The sequence below is a fragment of the Streptomyces sp. ADI95-17 genome (assembly GCF_003846175.1).
Lineage (GTDB): Bacteria > Actinomycetota > Actinomycetes > Streptomycetales > Streptomycetaceae > Streptomyces > Streptomyces sanglieri.
In genome coordinates this window covers 197,557-218,194 of the sequence record NZ_ML123052.1, presented here as the reverse complement: position 1 = coordinate 218,194, position 20,638 = coordinate 197,557, and the positions used below count along the sequence as shown (strand labels likewise).

The window sequence follows — 20,638 nt, the reverse complement described above, 5'->3', positions numbered from 1 at the left end:
TTCCTGATTCGATAAACTTCTATGTTGACGCTTATCGAATCAGGTGCGATGCTGGCCGCGCAAGCCATCGACGGATGTCGAATCAAGCTGAGGAGTCGCCGTGAACGCGCCCGCCACCACCGAGCTGCCCGTTGTCGTGATCGGAGCCGGGCCGAGCGGCCTGGCCGCCGCCGCCCACCTGATCGACCGCGGGCTCGAGCCCCTGGTCCTGGAGGCCGGAGCTGCTGCCGGGGCGGCCGTGCGCGAGTGGGCGCATGTGCGGCTGTTCTCTCCCTGGGGTGAGGTCATCGACCCGGCTGCCGAGAAGCTGCTCGCCCCCACCGGCTGGATAAGGCCCGAGGCGAGCGCGTACCCGTCCGGCGGCGAGTGGGCCAAGCTCTACCTCCAGCCTCTGGCCGATGTCCTGACCGACAAGGTCCGTTACAACGCCACCGTCACCGGGGTCACCAGGGCCGGCCGCGACCGGATCGTGGATGCCGACCGCGAGGCCCAGCCGTTCGCCGTCCACTACACCCGGGCGGACGGGAGCGAGGAGCGCGTCTTCGCCCGTGCGGTGATCGATGCCTCCGGCACCTGGATGACCCCCAGTCCCGCGGGCGCGGGCGGTCTACCCGCGCTCGGCGAGAAGAGCGCGGCCGATCGCCTCACCTACCGGGCGCCGGACCTCAAGGACCCGGCGGTGCGGGCGCGGTATGCGGGCAAGCGCACAGCCGTCATCGGCTCGGGCGCCTCCGCCTTCACCGCGCTGGCCTACCTGGCCGACCTGGCCAAGAGCGAGGAGGGCACGGGAACCAAGGCACTGTGGGTCCTGCGCCGGGGCATCTCCGGCTCCACCTTCGGCGGCGGCGCGGCCGACCAGCTGCCCGCCCGCGGCGCCCTGGGCCTGGCCGCCAAGACCGCCGTCGAGGAGGGTCACGCCGATGCCGTCACCGGATTTCGCACCGAGGCCATCGAGCGCGACGGCCAGGGCCGCCTGGCGCTGGTGGGCGAGGACGGGCGGCGCCTTGAGGCGGTGGATGAGGTGATCGTGCTGACCGGCCTCCGTCCCGACCTGTCCTTCCTCAGCGAGGTGCGCCTGGACCTGGACGAGCGCCTGCAGGCGCCCGTCGAGCTGGCGCCGCTGATCGACCCCAACCAGCACTCCTGCGGCACCGTCTACCCGCACGGCGTGGGCGAGCTCTCCCACCCCGAGCAGGGCCTCTACCTGGTCGGCATGAAGTCCTACGGCCGCGCCCCGACCTTCCTGGCCATGACCGGCTACGAGCAGGTCCGCTCCATCGCCGCGGCCCTCGCCGGTGACCAGGAGGCCGCCGAGCGCGTGGAGTTGACCCTGCCGGAGACCGGGGTGTGCGGCGGCGCCGGACTCTTCGACCAGCCCGAAGCCGATCAGGCATCTGATGCAGGCTGCTGCGCTCCCGCTCCGGCAGTGGTGCAGATTGGCTCCGGTCCGGTGGTCGAGCCCGAGCAGGCCCAGGCATCAGCGGGTGGCTGCTGCGGCTCGTGACCGCCCTCCGCACCCACGCGAAGCGGGCCGCGACCGGAACGGGGGGCCGGTCGCGGCCCCGCGCCGTGCTGCCCGCCCTGCAGATCAGAAGCTGCTCCACATCCGTGTTCCTGGTGCCCTGATGGACGCCTGGCAGCCAAAGGCGGCCTTGCGCGCCGCCTCCCCCAGGGAGCTTGTGGAGGACTCGACCAACCCTTCCTGGCCGATCGGTAGCTTTCCCCGAAGGTAGGCGGCTCCCATACCGATCGAAGCCGTGGCCAGGGAGTATGCCAACCATGGCAACTGATCAGAACCTTGTCCTTTCGCGTACGGCGCACTCGGCTCCTTTGGTGTTCAGTGCCGGGGCGGCCATCGGCGTGCTGGGCGGGACGATCGGATTGGGCGGGGCGGAGTTTCGTCTGCCGCTGCTGATCGGCCTGTTCGGGTTCGCCGCCCTGTCCGCGGTGATCGTGAACAAGGCGATGAGTCTGGTGGTGGTCTTGGTCGCGCTGCCCGCCCGGCTGGCGGCGGTCTCGGCCGCTGAGGTGGCCGCGCGCTGGCCAGTTGCGGTCAATCTGCTGGCAGGGAGCCTTATCGGGGCCTGGGCCGGGGCGTCATGGGCGGTGCGGATGCGCTCTTCGACCCTTTATAAGGTGCTGGCTGCCTTGATGGTCTTCATGGCGGCGGCTCTGGCGGTTACCCACACCACCACCCTGGGCACCTTCGATCTTTCCCTGTGGACACAGGTGCCTGCCGGGATCGCGGCCGGGTTCGGCATCGGCGTGGTTGCGGCAATCATGGGTGTGGCCGGGGGCGAGCTGCTGATCCCCACGATCGTTTTGCTGTTCGGGGAGAACATCAAAACTGCGGGGAGTCTGTCACTGCTGGTCTCCCTGCCGACGATGCTCGTGGCGTTCGCCCGATACAGCCGCGACGGCAGCTTCGCCGTCCTTGGCGCCAACCGCCGCTTCGTCATGGTCCTGGCCGCAGGCTCAATCACCGGTGCGGTCCTTGGCGGCCTGCTGCTCGGCGTGTTCCCCGATGCGGTCCTCATCCCTGTACTGGCCGTGATCCTGCTCGCCTCCGCAGTCAAGCTCGCCCGCCACGACTGACCTTGCGCAGGACTGTCTGCGCCAGGCGGATGCTGTCGGGACGGCCCGCTCTGATCCGTATTCGGGAGCCGAGCCGTCGGCACGGAAGGGCGGGCGTTCGATGCGGGACGTTCCTTGAGCGGCCGGGTCAGGCACCTGCGAGCCCGCCGCGGCCATCGCTGTGACCTCACGGCCGGCCCAGTCCAACACCGCCTGCTGGGCCCGCTGAGCCGTGCGCTGCGTGCGCTTCCCGCCGGACCGCTGAGCAGCATGGCGGCGATGCCGCGGCCACGACGGGCGCTACTCAAGACTGATCCAGCCGTCCGGGATCCAGCCGCCCACGTACCCCTCCAGGAAGAGCCCCAGCTCCGCGATCGCCATGCCCGCAGTGCGCCCGACGACTTGGGCATAGGGGACCCAGGCCAGCAGCTCGCCGGCGGCGCACACACCGCCCGCGAAGGTGGCATGCGCGGTGAACAGGCGGCGCTCGACAGGGCGCCGGGAGGCACACCCCGGCCCGGCGGCCCGGATCAGGCCGGTGACCTTCGCCATGCGGACCGCCCCCGTGGGGGCCAACTCGCGGGCCAGGCGCCGGGCGGCCCGGCCGTAGGACTCGGCCCCTCGCCGCTGCACAGTCGGCAGCCTCAAGGGATGACCGGCAGCGGGTGGCTCGGGCCGGATCAGGGCGATCCGATGCCCTTGGTCGAAGCAGGCGAGGATCACATCACCACCGACCTCTGGTGCATACATGCGCATGTTGGGAACGTAGTCCGGGTCTTCATGTCGCGCGCGTCCAGAAGCGCGGCAGAGCGATGCGGCACACCGGGGGCCGCTTCTACCGGGGCGAGCCCGTCGGGGGCAGCGCTCCGGGACCCGGCCAGAGCTGGAAGCCGAAGACGACCTCCAGGCGAGCAATGGTGCCAAGGTCGGGCAGCACCCTGCCGTGCAGGACACGACTGATGGTGGAGTGCGTGATCCCCGTGTCCTCGGCGAGAGCGCGCAGGCTGTACCCACTGACACCGAGGGCATTCTCCAGGTTGCGGGCGAGCGCCTGACCGTAGTGGGCACTCGCGGGAGCGTCCGGCGGGAGAGCGGCGTACGGCCAGGCATCATCAGCGACATAGTCGCGCGGCACCTTGTCGTTACTGCTCCGAGGCATGCCCGGATCATCCCATGCACCCGCCATCCGCCAACCTCCTCCTCGCGCCGCAGTCGGCACCCCACCGACCAACGGTGCATACATACACCACATGGGCCGGTTGCTTCGATACCCGTCGATGTGTCGCTGCAACCGCCCCGTGTCATCCGGGCGCAATCGGCGCGTGGCGCCGGTGAGCGTCGGCGGGGGGGGGCCGGCATGGCCAGAGCGCGGCAGACGTGGTCGGCCCACAGCGGCCCGGCGTCCGCGCCTTCACGCAAGCGCCATTTCACTCCCGTGCGCCCCCTGCATTTCTCCGCGCGCCACACTGACGCTGAGTAACTGAGGTCAGGGCAAGAAAGGCCAGGCCAGGGTGGACGCGACCTGAGAAGCACTCTTCCGCAACAAAGGACTTCCTGTTCCTTTTCGGATCGCGTTCGAGGTCACTGAGATTTGCCGACTGTGGCTTTGCGGGGGAATTCCGGGAGAGGATCTATCCCACTGAGACACGGCTGGTTGCGCTGACCCGTCGATTCTCTAAACTGGAATGTCCGAGGGGGGTTTCATGCAGTCGCAGCGGGCCCTGGCTGTCCTCGATGAGCTGCGGTCTTTGGCCACGGAGGACGACACGCGGCTCTGCGTGGCGAAGGACCGCCTCGCTGTAGCGGAGGCGGAGGTGACTGCCGCCCGCTCGGCGTTCGATTCGGCGAATATGCGCGCCGAGGTCTCCCAGCGTGTGACGCGCAGCGCTGAGGAACTGCTCGCCCCGGCCACAAGCCCACAGGCGGGCCCGCCACGCCCGCCTCACCGTGAGCCTGCTTTGCAGGAGGAGCCGCGGACGATCGCCCAGGAGGTGCTGGCCTTCGTCCGGCCTCGCAGACGCGCCAAGCGGGCCGAGATCCTTAAGCACCTGCACCTCACGCGCCCGGACATCAACCCTGCCAGCGCTAAACGGCGACTGAGCCACCTGGTCGCTGATAAAGAGCTGGTGCGCGTAGCGCCCGGGGTCTACACGCTTCCACCGATGGCCGCGGAGGGTGATGCGTAGCGGACGCCATTTCGACACCTGGATTACCCGCACACGCGTACGTGCCGCCGAGGACAAGTCGGCGGCACGAGGACACGCGTTCTTCTGAGCTCACGTATCGCCTTTGATTCTAGGCGCTTATCGCGCCGATGCATGAGCCCGGCATGAATTCGGCCTCGAATAGGCCGGGAAATGGACTCAATGTGTCTTCTTCCTCCTCTGTGCGCGCAGATTCCGGCACCGGCCGAAACGCGAGCCGTTCCGGTACCGCAAAGCGTCGCGACCGACGGCGCGGGGCCGCCGCCTCGCGACGTCGTACGCTGCCCAGCTACCGGGCCGCTCCCGGGAAGCAGATCAACATCCTCGTGGCGCTCGATGCCCTCACGGTCAACGGCGTCCCGGTGCAGCGGGCGGCGCTGGCGCAGCGCGTCGGCATCGGCGCGGCCACCGTCGGCGACTGCATGGCCTTCCTGGCCGATGTAGGGCTGCTCGCAGCAGGCCGCGGCCAGTACACGATCACCGAGCAGGGGCGGAAGTTCACCGAGGCGTGGCGGCGCGACCGCGCGCGGGCGCGGCTGGTGCTGCACCCGCTCCTCTCGACGCACTGGTCCGCCGCCGCGGCCACCGACCTACTGGCCGACGGACCACTGCCACAGGAGGAGTTGGCCCGCCTTCTGCGGGCCGGCCTGCCCGGGGTGCCTATGCGCGGCCAGTACATGGTCGAGTGGCTGGACATCGCGTTGATCGTGGAGCGTGACGCCGAGCGGCTCCTGGTCCGCCTGCCCACGGCGAACACTCCACCCCCGCAGCTCCCTGACCTGCAGAAGCAGGAGGAACAGGACCAGGAAGAAGCAGAGGGACAGCAGGAACAGGCGTCGAGCCTGAGCGAGTCCTCTCACGCCGGGCACATCGAAGCACAGAGAGCTGAGCGCGCCGCACCGCTGCTCGGCATGTCTCGCCCGGAGATCCAGGGCCTGCCCGATGCCCGCTACTCAGCATTCCTCGAAGGCATCCTTCAGACCCTGCACGCCCTGACCCCCGGCACCTGAGTGCCTGCACAGCCAGGGCGCCGGACCAGGCGGGCCGGCGCCCTGAGGGTGGCGGCTGGTGTCCGCGCGAGGCTCTGGAACCTTGGGCGCGGAGGGTTCAATCCCCTCGCCATCCACCTGCCGACAGCATGACAGCCCGTCACCGAAGGGAGCCAACCCCCATGTCTACCCGCCCAGTCTGCCCAGCTTTCTGATCGCACGTCAGCACCCGCACCGAACGGGTGCACCTGTCACCGGTACGGCCCGCTCCTGTTGCCGGAGCCCTCCGACCTCCTCACGGTGGTGCATGTTCGCACCACTTGTATGGAGGTCGCACCATGCCCGACGTCGTACATCCGCTCACTGCGCCTCGGTGGCGCGCCGACCGCGCGAGGGCACTGGCGGCGGCGGATGGCCGCTGAGATCGCGCTCAGTGCCGCCATCACCGGCGTCCTGGCCGCCTGGCAGGAGTTGGTGGCGCGTGGGGAGATGTCCGAGCAGACGCTGAGCCGGTTCGGCCAGCTGCTGCACCGCTTCGCAGCCTTCGCCGCCGTCCGCGGCGCGCGTTTGCTCGCCGAGGTCGACGCCGCCGTGGCCGCGCAGTTCATCGATGCGCACGGCCGCACCCGCCACGGACACGTCGCCCCGGCGTCGCTGTCCACCCGGCATCTGCGCCGCAGCGTGCTGCGGATGTGCTTCGCCACCGCCCGCCGTCTGGCCCTGACCGACACCGACCCCACCCGCGACATCGACCTGCCCCCGCGCGTGTGCGGCGCCACCCGTCCGCTGGAGGAGGCCGAGGCCGTCGAGCTGCGCCGCGCGGCCCAGTTCACCGCCCGCCCGACCCGCCATGCCGCTGCGGCCGCGCTCGCCCTGGCGGGCGCCTTCAGCGGCGAGATCGGCCATATCGGCTCACACGATCTGGACCTGCCCGGCGCCCGGGTGTGGGTGCACGGCTCGGCCAAGACACAGCCGCGCTGGTGCCCCCTGGACACCTTCGGCGCCAAGGTACTGGCCGCCCGCGCCCACCACCTGCGCATCACAGTGCCGCCTGAGCACCGGGCGCGGCTGGCCGTCTCCCCCCGAGGGGGCACCGACGAGCAGATCCAGGCCCGCGCCTGTGTCGCCCTGCGCGACCTGCTCAAACGCATCGGCCTGGGAGCTGATCCGGCGGTAAGGCCCGCTTCGATCACCGCGTACGCCGGCTGGGCCACCTACACCCGCACCGGCCGCATCGAGGCCGCGGCCCTCCACCTCGGCATGACCTCACTGGACAGCACCGCCGCGCTCATCGGCCACCGATGGCGCGCCGAAACGACACCCGACACAGCACCGAACGGGGACCCCTCACATGCCCGATGACCTCTTCGGCGACCGCCTGCCGCGCGCGGTCCGCAAGAAGGCGGCCCGCCGCGCCGGCGAGCTGGACCTGCGCACCGTCTCCCAGCGGACCAAGGACGTGGCCCACTTCGAGGACATCTACCTCCTCGCCGAGCTCCTTAAGACCGCCCCCCGGCCCCCGCCGTGGACGCCCGCCCCACTACCCGCCCTACATCTACCTCCTCTTTTCCGCCCTGCGCGGCATCCACGGCTCCGCCCGCTACTGCGCCGACGACCTGTAGGACCCGGACGTCTGGGCGACGATCCGCAGCGGCGTCGCCCACCACCTGGGACCCGACGAGGCCACACGCCTGCCGGAATCCGGGCCCTCACGCCATCAGTGGCAGCACGCCCAGCGCACCCTTCTCATCCCCCGCCGGGAAGACCTCAGCGAAGCCTTCGCCGACCTCGCCCTGGCCCAGGCCCAGCGCCAAGGCCTGCTGCCCGTCGACGCCCGACGCTCCTGGAGCAGCCCTCAGCGCCACCAGCTCATCGCCGGCGACGGCACCGTCGCCAAGTCCCCCACCCTGTCCACCACTCCCTTCAGCGTCGACCCCACCACCGGAGAGATCCGCAGCCACCGCGTCGACCCCGCCTCCTCCTGGCAAAAAGAAGGCGGCGCCGACCGCCGCACGCCCGCCACTGCGACGCCGGAAGCCACTGCGGACGGCGACGAGAACAGGGACACAGACAAGGACAAGAGCAAGGACAAGGGCGCGATGGTTCTCGGCTCCAAGTTCGTGGTCTTCTCCACCCGGCACCGCGGCTACTTCCGCCGCGTCTTTTTGCGCTACGCCCACGTCCCCCACGACCAGCCCGGAGGCGAGGCCGCCGTCGCCCTCGACCTCGCCTGCGCCATCCTCGACGCCGCCGAAGGCTGCATGGGCGTCCTCTACGACGGCGCCCTGCGCGGCATGCACCGCGACGTCATCGCCCGCCGCGGCCGCCTACTGATCAACAAACAGCACAAGGGCGCAAAGGCCCTCTACATCCGCACCCTGGACTTCGGCCGCTGCCGTCGCGAACTGTGGTCCAACAGCGGCCGCGTCCACGAACGCGCCTTCCTCGACGACGGCACCAGCACCCTCATCCCGCTGGCCGTCGACAAACTCGAACGCCGCACCAGCACCCACACCCACCGCTGGTACCACCTGCTCACCGTCCCTTGCCCCCGCGGCCCCCACCAACACCGCGAATCCGTCGGCGTCACCAGCACCACCGGAGAACGAGACGAAGGCCGCAGCGACACCGAGACCGGCTTCCACCGCGCCGAACATCTCCTGCAGATCCCCGACGACACAGCCGTCCACCAGAACCTGTACGGCGGCCGCGAAGACACCGAAGCCGGCTTCTCACAGTTCGACCGCTCCCTGTGGAACCGCCGCATGATCGCCTTCGGCGCCGAAGCACAAAGCCTCGTCATGCTCGGCTTCCTCCTGGCCCAGAACGCCACTTCAGCCGCCCGTTACCAGGAGGACCCCACCTACTCCGAGGGCCTCACGGTCGCAGTGGAGCCTCGCAGCACGGGCAGCCAGCGCCTCTCACGATCATGAACTGAGCCGAGGCACCAACCACGCCCCCACCGCCCCGCCTCCATCCGCTACCCTGTCTGGGACCGTCCTCGTGGCGGTCCCAGATCCTTGCCTGTACCGGATGAACATCGCGCACAGTATTCATCCACGTTTCACGCAAGGCCCCGCCTTCGTGGGATGTGTCGAAAACTCAGTCGTCGCAGCTCAGGCCTGATGCCATGCGACTCCTCCAAACGCTGCAGCGCTGAATCCCAAACGCCTCTGCTGTGTTTTTGCGGCTCACGACATGTGTCGCACTCGGCAGAATGAGGCGTAATACACCGCAGCCTGTGCACGCCCCGGTAGCAGGGCAACCCCGGTTGGCCGCACACGGCTGGCGCTCTCTCGACCCCACCGGCCGGGGCCAGGCCCGCTGGAAGGCCGCCCTGAACGCCTTCGATATCACCTTCGACGGCCGACTCTCCGCCACCCGTCAGTAACCCCAAGCACCCTAGTTACACCGTTCGATTGGCTCTGTCTCACATCCGGTGGTGACAGCTCGTGAGTATTGGGTATCTCTACCTTGCGCAGAGTGCGGCCGGTGCTCTGACCTCGGTGCTTTGAAGCGGATGGCAGCGCATCGGGGGCGCTGAGCTTGTCGCGCCAGACCCTCACGGACAGACGCCGGGCCGATCGGTTGGCCCAAGAGAACGACCGCTGTGGTGCACGGACCTGCGGATTCGTGATCGATGGCCTATTCGTCGCCGCCGTGACTTTCCGTCACCACCGGATGTGAGACAGAGCCGTTCGATTGACAGACCCCGTGGCGGAGATATCCGTACGCCGGCGCGCGGCTGGCTGGGCGTGGGGACAGCCGGCCAGCGGGTGCCCCCCTCCCGGCGCTGCCCGCCTTCCACCGTCAGCGAAGGCGTCCACACGCGGCTGCCGTTCCTTACGCATGCGGGGCCGTTGTCAGTGGGATGCGGTAGACGTTGTGTCGTCAACGGGTCGAGTGGGGTAGCTGGTGGCGGCACCGTACAGTCCGGTCAGCACCCCTGCGCCGCGGAGAGCACATCCCTCCTGCGCCAAAGTCTTTCATTAGGGTTAAAAACCTGAACTTCGGGGATGAAATGCCTCTGGCGCACGGTGAGAGCAGTCGGAGGTGGTCGCGTGGAGTACGGGTGAACTACCCCACCCGGCCGGCGCATGGGGTAGCGCCCTCTTCGGCGTTCGACCTGCGGAAACGATGACGAGGTGGCTTGTCTGCCCTATCATCCGTTGCGCGCTGCACATGTGGGGTGTCACTGCATCCGGCCGCCGCAAACGGCACATCCTCAAGGGCCCGACAACCCAAAGAACTTGTGATCAAATGGTGAAGTATATGCAGCTATGGCGCCGGGGGGCGCTGCGCCCTGGGGAGGGGCGACCTGCACAACAGGCGGGGGCAAGATCGTGAAGCAGGGTCACGTGAGCGGCGTAAGACGACTCGGTACCTTTGTGCGGATATCGGGAGGTCCGGGGATCGGCAAAGTCGGGGAGGTAGAGGGAGAGCGCCTGCGCGTTGACTACTTCGAGTCGCCGACCGCGACGATCGCACAATCGCAGTGGGTGGCGGACCACCTGGTGCACCGGGTCCTCCTGGAGCGCGAGGAGCGCATCTGGTGGAGGAGTCCGGACGGGCTATGGAACGCGGGTCGCGTCATACAGGCAGAGCCCGCCCAGCGTTCCTACATCGTCAGATTCCCCAACGTGGACTACGACCTGCCTGTTCGTGAGGAGCATCTCCACGTTCGGTGGGATCGCCCGGTGCTGGATCCCGCTGCGGATCTGACCGTCCGTGGTGGCAGCACGACGCCGTACCGAGACGCGAGACTCCCCGTCCTAAAAAACCTCGTCCGTCAGCGTGGTGCCTGTGCCGACATGAGTACGTTCCTCTCGTCGACGGTGGAGATCTTTCCGCATCAGGTGAACGCCGCGCTCACGGTCCTCTCCGACCCGGTACAGCGGTATCTGCTGGCCGATGAGGTCGGCCTGGGGAAGACGATCGAGGCCGGGTACGTCGTTCGTCAGATCCTCATCGATAATCCGGCTGCGTGCGTGGTGGTCGTCTCGCCAGCCGCTCTTCGCCGACAGTGGCTGTCTGAGCTCAAGGACAAGTTCCACATCGGGGACTTCCCTGATGCGACGATCGTCGTCACCAGCCACGAAACGCCCGAGAAGTGGGCTGGATACAAGCATGCCGACCTCGTCGTTGTGGACGAGGCCCATGCGCTCGTGCAGGCAGGTCCGGATGAGACGCCTTACAAGGAGTTGTGCGCACTAGCGCACTCGGCCGAGCGACTGCTGCTGCTGTCCGCCACCCCCGTGACGTCGGGCTACCTGACGAACCTTGGCCTGCTGCACCTGCTCGACCCAGAGCTCTACTCGTGGGAGAGGCGTCAGGACTTCGAGGACCGTTATCGCATGCGCGAGCAGTTGGCCAACTCGGTCTACTCCCTGAACCCGCAGTACACGTATGTCATCCGGGACAGCATCGACGAGATTCGAGCACAGGTCCCCTCGAGTGACGTGCGTCTGACCCAGCTCGCAGACGAGGTCCTCGACATGCTCGACGAGGATGACGAGGTGAGCGACCCCGATCAGCAGGATGAGTTCGCCCGTCGGGTTACCGAACTGCGCGCTCACATCAGTGAGACGTACCGGATCCACCGCCGAATGATTCGAAACCGGCGCGAGGCGGTGCTACAAGAAGCCAGCGGCCCGGACGCCGAGGCACTTCCCTATGAGGTGCGCGGCCGCCAGCGTCCCGAAGCCCTCTACTCCCCCTCCCCCGTCGTAGAGGCCGGGAGTGAATTCGTGATGCTCTGGTGGAACTCGGTGCGCGAGCACCTGGAGAACGAGGGGCTGAGCGATCAGCTCTCGAAGTACGCCATGCCCATGGCGGTTCTCACGTCGCGGGCGCCCGCGCTTCCGTACGACGCCATCGATGCGCTGCGGTGGCGGGTGAGGGCCGACGCCGATGCTGGCGAACGTGCGGGGCTCTCACTACGGGAGCGGGAACTGCTGCGCGGTGTGCCGGTAGTTGCCTGCGAACAGACCCTGCTGGCCGAGGCTGAGGAAGACTGGCCTGCAGGGGGCGAGCCGAGCACGGAGAATCTGAAGCACATCATCCGGGCGTTTCTTCCTGTCATGCGGAAGGCACAGCGCACCGTGGTTTTCTGTGGACCCGGCCGACTGGCTGGCGCGCTCACAGGTCGGTTGCGCTCCGACTTCCCGAAGGTAGTGATCACCGAGCACACGCGTAGCATCGGCGCGGCCCAGGCTGCAACCGACGTCGCTCGTTGGGCAGACCCAACGCCTGGGCAGGCGGTTCTCCTCGTCGATGACACGGCCGAAGACGGCTTGAACCTGCAGGCAGCCGACTGTGTTGTCCATCTGAGGCTTCCCTGGTCCCCCAACCAACTCGAACAGCGTCTGGGCCGCGTTGATCGCTATCCCGGTCCGGTTCTGCCTGGAGCGGTTGGTCCCGCGCTTCAGTTCCGACTGGCTGAGGAGAACGGCCCGGACGGCTCTTTCACGGAGGCATGGGCCGCCCTTCTCGGGGATGGTTACAGGGTCTTCGACCGTTCTGTTTCCACCCTGCAGGACGCCATAGCCCAGTCGGTCACCAGCGTATGGACTGGTGCAGTCGAGGTCGGGCCGGAAGGGCTTGTGACGCAGCAGGAGGCCGTGGATGCACGGCTCGGCAAGGAACGCAACGAGATTCGCAAGATGGACCTTTTGGAGTCCATCCACGTGTCGACGCAGTGCCTGCGCAGCGTTCCGGCTGCGCTGGCGGAAGTCGAGCTTGATTGGTCCGAGACGCAAAAGGCGTTCCTGGCGTACACGGACGCCACCGGAGGGGGTATCAAGCTCCGTTACCTCGATCGTTCCATCCAGGGATCCCCGGCTTGGCGCTTTCTGATCAACGACGGCTCGACCCGTCCGCTTCTTTCTCCTCGTCACTGGAAGCGGGTCAAGGATCGCCTCCCTGACGATGAGATCGCTCACGCGATGTTCAACCGGTCACGCGCGCTGCGCAGTCGCGACGCACGACTGTTCCGCGTCGGCAATCCCTTGGTGGACATGCTGTCCGATGCCGTCCTCAACGACAGTCTTGGGCAGAGTGCCGCCTTCAGGCGGATCGACCGCGGGATGCCGCCGGGGCAGGGCCCGCAACCGTACTTCGGTTTCGATTTCCTCATCGAGGCGGACACCTCTGCCGCACTGAAGCACGTCAATGGCAGTGCGGACGCCGGAAGGGCTCTGCGCCGCCAGGCGGATCGGGTCTTCCCTCCTGTCATCAGGCGCGTTTGGATCGAGTCGGGCACGAACCGGCCCGTGACCATGGACGCCCAGTTGGCCTTCCTGAATCGTCCGTACGACAAGAGCAAGGGTGACCGCAACTACAACAGCCAGCGTGCTGCGGAGTTGTTCGAGGTCTTCGGAGGCCAGGAGCACGCGGCCAAGTACGTGCGTGACGCCCAGCAAGCAGCGCTGGGGTTTCTGCACCAGCACACGGATCTCACGGCAGTCTGTCAGGACGCTCAGCACAAGGCACTGGAGGTTTCCGCGGTTTTGCACTCGCAGGCCCAAGCGCGGCAAGCGGCTGGCCGGCTTCTTCGTGACACCGAAAGCCTGGTCACCGACGCGGAGGTGCTGACTTCTCTTGCCGAAGGGCTGTCGCGACCCGTTGTCCGGGTCGTGGCCGCTGCCTGCCTGGTGCGCCGCGGATTGGAATTGGCCTACTGATGTCTGAAGACACATGGGTGAGAGCTCAGCACCTGCTCAACGAGTGGCCCGAGGTGAAGCCGGACATCCTGGACAAGGGCGTTCTTCGCCGTTTGGGGGACGCCCTGGCTGGGCTGCAGAGCGGCGCTAGCGGCTGGCTGGACATTGCCTCGTTGACGCGGCAACTCCTTTTGGTCCACCAGGCGCTGGGGCGCACGGGCCATTTGTCCGTGCCGTTGCGAGCGGGCCTGCCCACCGCTGATCAGTGGCGGCAGGGCGGTTGCAACGTGCTGGTCGACGGAAGTCGCGTCCTTCTACGAGGTCAGGAATGGGCCCCGGTTGAGGGTGACGGACCGGCGCACGAAGCAGGGCTTGCACAGGTGCGTGAAGCAGTCCTCGGCAAGGACTCCACCTTGCGCCGTGTCCTGGAAGCCGCGCCGGCCGACCCGTTTTGGAAGGACGTCCTCGGATACGACCACTACCTTTCCAAGGGGCAGCGCCAAGCGGCCCGCTCGGTCGTCCTGATGCCGCCGGGTGAGACCCTTCTGATCTGCCTACCTACCGGCCATGGCAAGACGCCGGTGGCACTGGCCGGTGCCATGCTAGCCGGCCGGAACAGTGGCGTGTCATTGATGGTCGTGCCCACCGTGGTCCTGGCCATCGACATGGAACGACGTGTCCGTGAACTGCTGAGCAGGCGTGATCCCGGCGCTCTGCACAATCGGTACGCATATTTCGGGGAGTTGGACCAGGCCGACAAAGAGCAGATGCGCGCGGACATTTCAGCCGGGCGACAGGCACTAGTAATCGCCTCTCCCGAAGCTGTGGTCGCCGGACTCAGCACAGCCCTTCGCGATGCCGCCCAAGACGGTCACCTGAACTACGTCATACTGGACGAAGCACATCTCGTCGAACAGTGGGGCAACGAGTTCCGCTCGGAGTTTCAGAGCCTGGCTGCCCCACACCGGGCTTGGCGAGAGATCGCTCCCAAGGGTCGTGCGCCCAGGACAGTTGCGATGAGTGCCACGCTCACCGAACAACAGGTGACGACGCTACGGGATCTGTTCGGTTCCGGTGAGCGCACCAAAGTGGTCTGGGCTTCCGAACTGCGCAGCGAGCCTACCTACTTCTTGGACGACTTCGGCTCGGAAGAGGAGCGGTCCGCAGCAGTTCTGAGGGCTGTGGTACGCCTGCCGAAACCGATGGTGCTGTACACGACCCAGAAGAAGCACGCCACCGAATGGGCCGAGGCTCTGCGGACGGCAGGGATGCACCGGGTCGCCGTCGTACACGGGAACGTCAACGACGCCAGGCGTCGTCGCGCGCTCGAGGGCTGGTCAGGCCGCACGAGTCATGGTGCTGTCGCGACCGAGTACGACGTCGTCGTCGGCACCTCCGCCTTCGGGCTGGGAGTCGACCTCGACGATGTACGCAGTGTCGTGCACGCGTGCGTACCTGAGACCGTGGACCGCTACTACCAGGAGGTCGGACGTGGCGGCCGCGACGGCAGTCCCTCGATTTCCTACCTGGCATCAGCGCCTGGCGACCATGGCACAGCCCAGTCACTGAACGAGCAGAAGATCCTCATGGCAGACACCGCTTGGGGACGGTGGCGGGCGATGTTCACCAAAGGACAGCACCTTCACGCGAACAGGTACTTGCTCGACTTGACGCTGCGGCCACCGCGGTTGCCCGTTGGGTACGCCACGCACAAGGACTGGAACGTTCGTCTGCTCAATCTGATGGATCGCATGGGGATGATCAAGGTCTTCCCTCCCACGCCTCCGGTTCGTGAGTCCGAGGAGGATCCCTCGGTCCGGCAGGAGCAGATGACGGCGTTCTACGAAACTGCCCGAGACCGGATCGAGATCGAACTGGTGGATGGGCAGACCAACGATGAGACATACTTCCACGACGCCTACAACCGCATCCGCTCGGATATCAAGGATGCCCAGCGGAGCTCTCTGCAGAGGATGTTGAGCGTCTTGCGCCACGAGCGGTGCATTGCGGACACCTTGGCCGAGTACTACTCGATCACGGGAGCCAATGGGGGGCGTCACTACACCATGGCAGCCTGCCGCGGATGTCCTCACTGCCGACGTCAAGGGCTTCCGCCGGGAGGGGTCGCATCCCTGTACCGCAAGCCGCTCTCGCCGGATCCGGCCACTGTTGAGTGGTCCCCGCCGGCCAGTCCTTTGGCCCACCTGCACCCGCAGACCTCGCACTTCAGCATGTACTGGCAAAGCCCTGCGGAACACAAGGACAACGTGTTGCCCGTGCTGGTGAAACTGGCGCGGTCGGGTATCTCTCACTTCGCCGGCCCTGGTGTTCGCGAAGAGGTGGCCCAGCAGATACAGCAACAGGCACCAGGTCATCCGGTGCTCGTCGATCACGACGGCGGCCTTGTGGGCAGTGGCACCACCGCCACGATCGTCTGGGTTGCTGATGCCGCGACGCCGCGCCTCGATGAGGAACTCCGGTACCGGCTTGAGGACGGGGAGCCTGTGTACCTCCTCCTTCCTCGGCAAATCGAGGACCCGACCAGGCCCGGAGTGCCCTTCGTGACTACGCACCCGTCGTTGAACATCCAGCAAGTGAGAAGCGAGTTCAGATAATGGCATTGCTCAACACGCCCGTGCCGTATCCCGGCGAGATCTGGGCTGTCGTACGCTTCCTGGCCTCGCAGTCCGGGCCCGTGGCGTCTGAGACGCTGCGCACCTTCCTCGAGCCGCACAATCTCGACGCGAAGAAGACCACCACGGTCCATTACGCACTCAACACGCTGCGGTCACTGGGGCTCGCGGAGGAAAGCGGCGACGGCGAGGCCTGGATCTTGTCGGGTGCCCTTGCAGACCTGCGTTCGGACGACTATGCCGCCTTCCAGCGCGCACTGCGCGCCGCTGTGCTGGGCCTTCATGGGCACCAACCGGCCGAGATCGCCGATGACCTGCGGCGGGCTCTGGTGTGGAGCCTGAGCCGGGATCCGTTCTCGGAGTCCTTCAGTTGGGCCCTCGTGGACAGCCGGCACCAAAAGAATGCACCCGATGGAGAGTTGGTCTTCGTGAACGGTTCACGATGGTCACCGTTCGTGGCGTGGGCGGGAACTCTTGGGTTGGGCGCCTCGGCTCCGCACATCGCCCAACGCTATGTTCCGGACTGTACTTGCGCCGTGCGGCAGGTGCTGGAAGAGCACCTGCCGGCAGACACTCCTGCGGATGCTCTAGAAGTCTTGCGCCTGCTGCGTGAACACCTTCCTGTCCTTCCTGGTGGAAGCATCTCAGAGAATTCGGGCTATGGACTGCCCGACGACCGGACGGTCGACACGGCACTCTCCTTCGCCCTGATGCGAGGCGAACACGAGAAGTGGCTCGTCATGAGCAGCGATTCGGACGCCAAGCAGCCGATCAAGTTGCAGGACCCCGAGCGTCTGTCCATGCGTCTTTGTTCCTCCATCACCCGGCAGGAGGCCACCAATGTCTGACTTCAAGGGATACGTCTGCTGGGACGTGGAAAACGTCATCTCCACGATTCAGACGGAGGCGGTCGTCGCCTCGCCTGCCGTCTTTCTCTCTACGCACACCCCGTTGAGCATCCAGCGTTCCCGGATTACTGGCCGGTCGTTCAACAGCACAGGCGAGAGCATCACGGAGGAGAACGTCCTCGACGATTTCCTGAACCGACGGACGAACACCAGGACGCTGCTCCTGCCGGTGGTCGGTGAGTCAGGCTCTGGCAAGTCCCATCTGGTCCGCTGGGTCAGGGAGAACATCGAGCCCTCCGAAGACCGAAAGATCATCTACCTCGAAAAGTCTAAGACGAGTTTGCGACATGTGATCGACTCCCTCCTCGACGGTGTCGAGGACGAAGAGATCGAGCAGATCCGCAAGGACATCCGGCACGTCACCGGGACCTTCACCGCTGCCTCGCTGGCGCGCCGCCTCATCACCCAGTTGAGCGTCGCTCTGGCGGACCTCGGTAAGGAATCGGTCTCCGGGAAGAAGCGTCAACTCGTCGGACCCCAAGGCATCTCGCTGCTTCTGCAAGATCCACTCCTGCAGGCGCAGATGCTTGAGTCCGGCAAGTTCATTCCCCAATTCGCCCAGCACTTCTTGAGCGATCGAGAGTCCGGCGAGGAGCGTCGTCCTCGCTTCTCTCTGGAAGACCTCCCCTTGAGCCCGGATGCCATCGCCGGCGACATGGCAGCCCCTACTCGGCAGATCTTCGGCGTCCTCATGTCCAGGGATGAGTTGCAGGTGCTGGCCGTGGAGTTGCTCAATGAGCAATGGGACAAGGCCGTTCAAGAACTGTCGGCGCTGGGAGGCGGTCGTCTTCTTGGTGGGATGCAGAAGGTGCGCAAGATCTACGCCCGCCAGGGCAAGGAGATCATCCTCCTGGTGGAGGACTTCGCTCTGATCCAAGGTGTCCAGGGTGACCTGCTCGACGCGATCACCGAGACGTCGGAGCGGGAAGGGCATGCGGTGCTCGCGCCCATGCGGACCCTCATGGCGATCACCAGTGGTTACTTCCACGACCTTCCGGAAACGGCAGCCTCCAGGATCGCTACCTCCACCGGAGGATTCGTCTACAACCTGGACATCGTCCTGGGAGAAGGCCAGACAGGGACAGAGGACATCGCCACGTTCGTCGCGAGGTACCTCAACGCCGCTCGAGTTGGGCGTGGTGCGCTGGAGAGTGCGGGTAGCGGTTCGATTCCGAACAAGTGCGACGATTGCATTGTAAAGAGCCTTTGTCATGATTCTTTCGGTGTTTCCGCGGACGGGTTCGGCCTCTACCCGTTCAATCGTCCGTCTCTGACGCGTGTCGTTCACAGCCTGGCTCCGCAGGAGAACCCGTACGCCTTCGTACCGCGCAACGTTTTGGGCAGCGGAGTCATCCCGATCTTGGCCGACGCGTACAGCGCCATCAGCAAGGGCGAGTTCCCGAGCGCCTTCTTCCAGGAGAACTACAAGTCCGTCAGAGGCGTCGACCAGGCATTGCCCAACAGCGTCAGCGAAGATATCGATACGCACGACCCCTTGAACGCCAAGCGCCGGCGGGCGGCGCTGGAGTTTTGGGCCGATGCACCGCCCCAGTTGGTGAATCTGCGACAGGGCATCAGCGAAGCGTTTTCCCTACCTGCCCTGGCTGTTGACGGCCTGCACGAAAAGCAACAAGTTTCCCCGCAGAAAGAGCAGAGCACTCCCCTGCCACCACCTCAAAAGGAGGTGCCCGCTCTGCAGAGAAAGCTTCAAGTGGTGGAAGACTGGGCCGCAACAGGTTCTCGCCTCACCACGGACGAGGCAAAAATCATTCGCACCATCATTTCGAAATCGGTCCCTTACCGGGAGGATTGGCTAACGCCTCCGGTCAAGCCGGTTAACCTCACCGACACCGAAAAGGCCGGATGGTATACGAAGAACGTCAAATCCAACCAGGTCTCAATCGAAGATGCGAGTTCAGAGGCGATGAGTGCGGGCGCACCCATCGTTCTCAAGCGCAACCCTGCGACTGGCGAGTTCTTTAAGAGCCTCCTGCGCCTGTCCGCGGATGCGGTAGATGGGGTGCGCGGGAAGGACATCGTTCGTCTCGCTAGCATCGCTGACGCGGCCAGGCCCGCTATGCGAGAGCGCGTTGCGCAGAGCCTGGAACGCACCGAAAAGGACTTGATCGCTGGGTTGCGTGTTTCTTTGCTCGGCGCTGCGCTGGCCGGACGTGTCGTTCCCGGTATGCCGATCGAGACCCTGTACGCAGCAGCATTCGATGTAGGGAACGAGTGGGTGCGGCCGGACGTGTCGTCGCGCACTGAGGCATGGATGGAGAGACTCAATGTGCACATGCAGCATCGCAGCAGTCTCGTGGAGTCGTTGCTGAGTTCGCTGGGAATCGGACAGGGTTCCACCGGAGCGGTCCACGTCGTTGACGCTACACGTGCCCTTCCTCTCGTAAAGGAGGCCGCGGCGCATTGGGACTTGTCGGCCGTGGAACTTCCGCAATGGGTCAAGAGCGCCGGCCAGCCCCTGCGTGCAGGGTGGCAATCCGTAGTGCGCGGTCAACTCCAGGAACTACGTACGCTCTTCGGCGAGATCCGAGAGCGCTTCCCCAGGGCGAGCGGCCCCGGTGACCGCCTCGTCCAGCAAGTGTCCACGGCCCTGCAGATGGCAAAGGCAGAGGGCATCACGGGACCCCTGGAGCGTGAGTTGGACAGTCGGGCTGCAGCAGTCGCGGAAGCCGACTGGACCACGCTGTCCGTACTGGAGAAGGACCTGTCTCGCGTCACCGACAGCCTCCAGGACTCGTCGGCCGAAAGCCTCCTGGCTGTGGTGGCCCCGATTCGGTCCCCACATCTGCGGGAGATGCGCGACTACCTCACGGTTGTCGACTCCTTGCTGGACACGGCCCTGGCTGCGGCGCGGATGCAGAACCAGAACGCGGTCAGCGACGCTGCGGAGCAGTTGGCAGGTCTGTTGGGGGAATGGAAGCAGGCCGTAGATGACGCTAGTACGCACGCGGAGGCAGGCAAGTGAGCAGCGTTACGGTTCTGGAGAAGGCTCAGGAACTGCAGAACATCGCCCGCAGCATCTCCGAAGGCCAAAAGGAGCGGGCCGAACAGGAGCGGGTGCTCCAGCGTATCGATGAGGTGCGTGCAGCCTTGCAGGCCGCGATGGTCCAGCAGCAGACCGCGGTTTTGCTGCGTGAGCGCACCGGTCAGGCTCTGGACGTGTCTGGGTTCGAGGCTGCACGGGCCAAGCTCGAGTCGAAGTCGCGAGGTGGCCTGCCCGGCGACCGGGCTTTCCTCGATGCCAAGCGCGCCTTGGACGCATTCACCAGCGAGCTGAGTACTTCGCTCAGACAGCTCTGGAAGGCATGGGCCACCGCACAGATCCAAGAGGTCTCTCCGGCTCGGTTCGTCACTCTTGGCACCGATGAGCGACTGGAAGCGGCCGCGCTCTACGAGTCGATGAAGACCAAGGCGAATCGCTCCAAGGTCGACAGTGCCAGCATCCTCACATTCTGTACCGATCGCAACGCGCTGCTGAGGCTCCTCGAGCACGCACCGGACGATGCTCCGGAAGAACTCCTCGAGCTCATCAACCGGCTCGACGCAGGCGGGGTCACTCTTCGAGAGCTCACCGACGCGGACATCACGCTGCTGCGAGACTACGACCAGGACTGCTGGTTTACCGTCACTCGGAAGGCGGACTGACGACCT

The 20,638-nt window shown here is 66.2% G+C and carries 14 protein-coding genes; 11 read left to right on the top strand and 3 right to left on the bottom strand.

Annotated elements, in window-relative coordinates; genetic code table 11:
- Positions 1 to 100: 100 nt before the first annotated feature.
- Entirely contained in the window at positions 101 to 1,504 is a 1,404-nt protein-coding gene (locus tag EES42_RS38255) for an NAD(P)-binding domain-containing protein (RefSeq protein WP_124722805.1), read from the top strand.
- A 275-nt stretch (positions 1,505 to 1,779) separates the two neighbouring features.
- Complete coding sequence (locus EES42_RS38250) at positions 1,780 to 2,595, top strand: sulfite exporter TauE/SafE family protein (RefSeq protein ID WP_124722804.1); 816 nt, start codon at positions 1,780 to 1,782, stop codon at positions 2,593 to 2,595.
- Positions 2,596 to 2,874: 279 nt separating this feature from the next.
- Here the strand turns inward: EES42_RS38250 and EES42_RS38245 are convergent, their stop codons facing one another.
- On the bottom strand, positions 2,875 to 3,330 hold the full coding sequence (locus EES42_RS38245; protein ID WP_124722803.1) for a hypothetical protein: 456 nt from the start codon (positions 3,328 to 3,330) through the stop codon (positions 2,875 to 2,877).
- A gap of 79 nt (positions 3,331 to 3,409) precedes the next feature.
- Entirely contained in the window at positions 3,410 to 3,733 is a 324-nt protein-coding gene (locus tag EES42_RS38240) for a helix-turn-helix domain-containing protein (RefSeq protein ID WP_164495484.1), read from the bottom strand.
- A gap of 544 nt (positions 3,734 to 4,277) precedes the next feature.
- Between EES42_RS38240 and EES42_RS38235 the strand changes: the two genes are divergently transcribed.
- The 3 genes from EES42_RS38235 (at position 4,278) to EES42_RS38225 (ending at position 7,129) form a co-directional block, all read left to right on the top strand.
- Entirely contained in the window at positions 4,278 to 4,760 is a 483-nt protein-coding gene (locus tag EES42_RS38235) for a hypothetical protein (RefSeq protein WP_124722801.1), read from the top strand.
- 344 nt (positions 4,761 to 5,104) lie between these two features.
- On the top strand, positions 5,105 to 5,788 hold the full coding sequence (locus EES42_RS38230) for a hypothetical protein (protein ID WP_124722800.1): 684 nt from the start codon (positions 5,105 to 5,107) through the stop codon (positions 5,786 to 5,788).
- A 390-nt stretch (positions 5,789 to 6,178) separates the two neighbouring features.
- Positions 6,179 to 7,129, top strand: a complete 951-nt coding sequence (locus EES42_RS38225; RefSeq protein ID WP_124722799.1) for an integrase — start codon at positions 6,179 to 6,181, stop codon at positions 7,127 to 7,129.
- A 347-nt stretch (positions 7,130 to 7,476) separates the two neighbouring features.
- Here the strand turns inward: EES42_RS38225 and EES42_RS38220 are convergent, their stop codons facing one another.
- Entirely contained in the window at positions 7,477 to 7,728 is a 252-nt protein-coding gene (locus EES42_RS38220; RefSeq protein ID WP_124722798.1) for a hypothetical protein, read from the bottom strand.
- Between the two features lie 138 nt (positions 7,729 to 7,866).
- On the opposite strand from EES42_RS38220, the gene EES42_RS38215 reads away from it, so the two are divergent.
- The 6 genes from EES42_RS38215 to EES42_RS38190 all read left to right on the top strand — a co-directional run bounded on the left by EES42_RS38215 (position 7,867) and on the right by EES42_RS38190 (position 20,632).
- A complete protein-coding gene (locus tag EES42_RS38215) occupies positions 7,867 to 8,700 on the top strand; it encodes a hypothetical protein (protein ID WP_124722797.1) in 834 nt (277 codons plus the stop codon).
- Positions 8,701 to 10,047: 1,347 nt separating this feature from the next.
- Positions 10,048 to 13,449, top strand: coding sequence for a protein DpdE (gene dpdE, locus EES42_RS38210; protein ID WP_124722796.1), 3,402 nt, complete (start codon positions 10,048 to 10,050; stop codon positions 13,447 to 13,449).
- On the top strand, positions 13,449 to 16,043 hold the full coding sequence (gene dpdF, locus EES42_RS38205) for a protein DpdF (RefSeq protein ID WP_124722795.1): 2,595 nt from the start codon (positions 13,449 to 13,451) through the stop codon (positions 16,041 to 16,043). The genes dpdE and dpdF overlap by 1 nt, the downstream gene beginning before the upstream one ends.
- A complete protein-coding gene (gene dpdG / locus EES42_RS38200; protein ID WP_071339517.1) occupies positions 16,043 to 16,909 on the top strand; it encodes a protein DpdG in 867 nt (288 codons plus the stop codon). Before dpdF ends, dpdG begins: the two co-directional genes overlap by 1 nt.
- Positions 16,902 to 19,952 carry a protein DpdH gene (gene dpdH, locus EES42_RS38195; protein WP_124722794.1) on the top strand — a complete coding sequence of 1,017 codons (3,051 nt, stop codon included), beginning with the start codon at positions 16,902 to 16,904 and terminating at the stop codon, positions 19,950 to 19,952. The genes dpdG and dpdH overlap by 8 nt, the downstream gene beginning before the upstream one ends.
- Positions 19,949 to 20,632 carry a hypothetical protein gene (locus EES42_RS38190; RefSeq protein ID WP_124722793.1) on the top strand — a complete coding sequence of 228 codons (684 nt, stop codon included), beginning with the start codon at positions 19,949 to 19,951 and terminating at the stop codon, positions 20,630 to 20,632. Before dpdH ends, EES42_RS38190 begins: the two co-directional genes overlap by 4 nt.
- Positions 20,633 to 20,638: the final 6 nt, after the last annotated feature.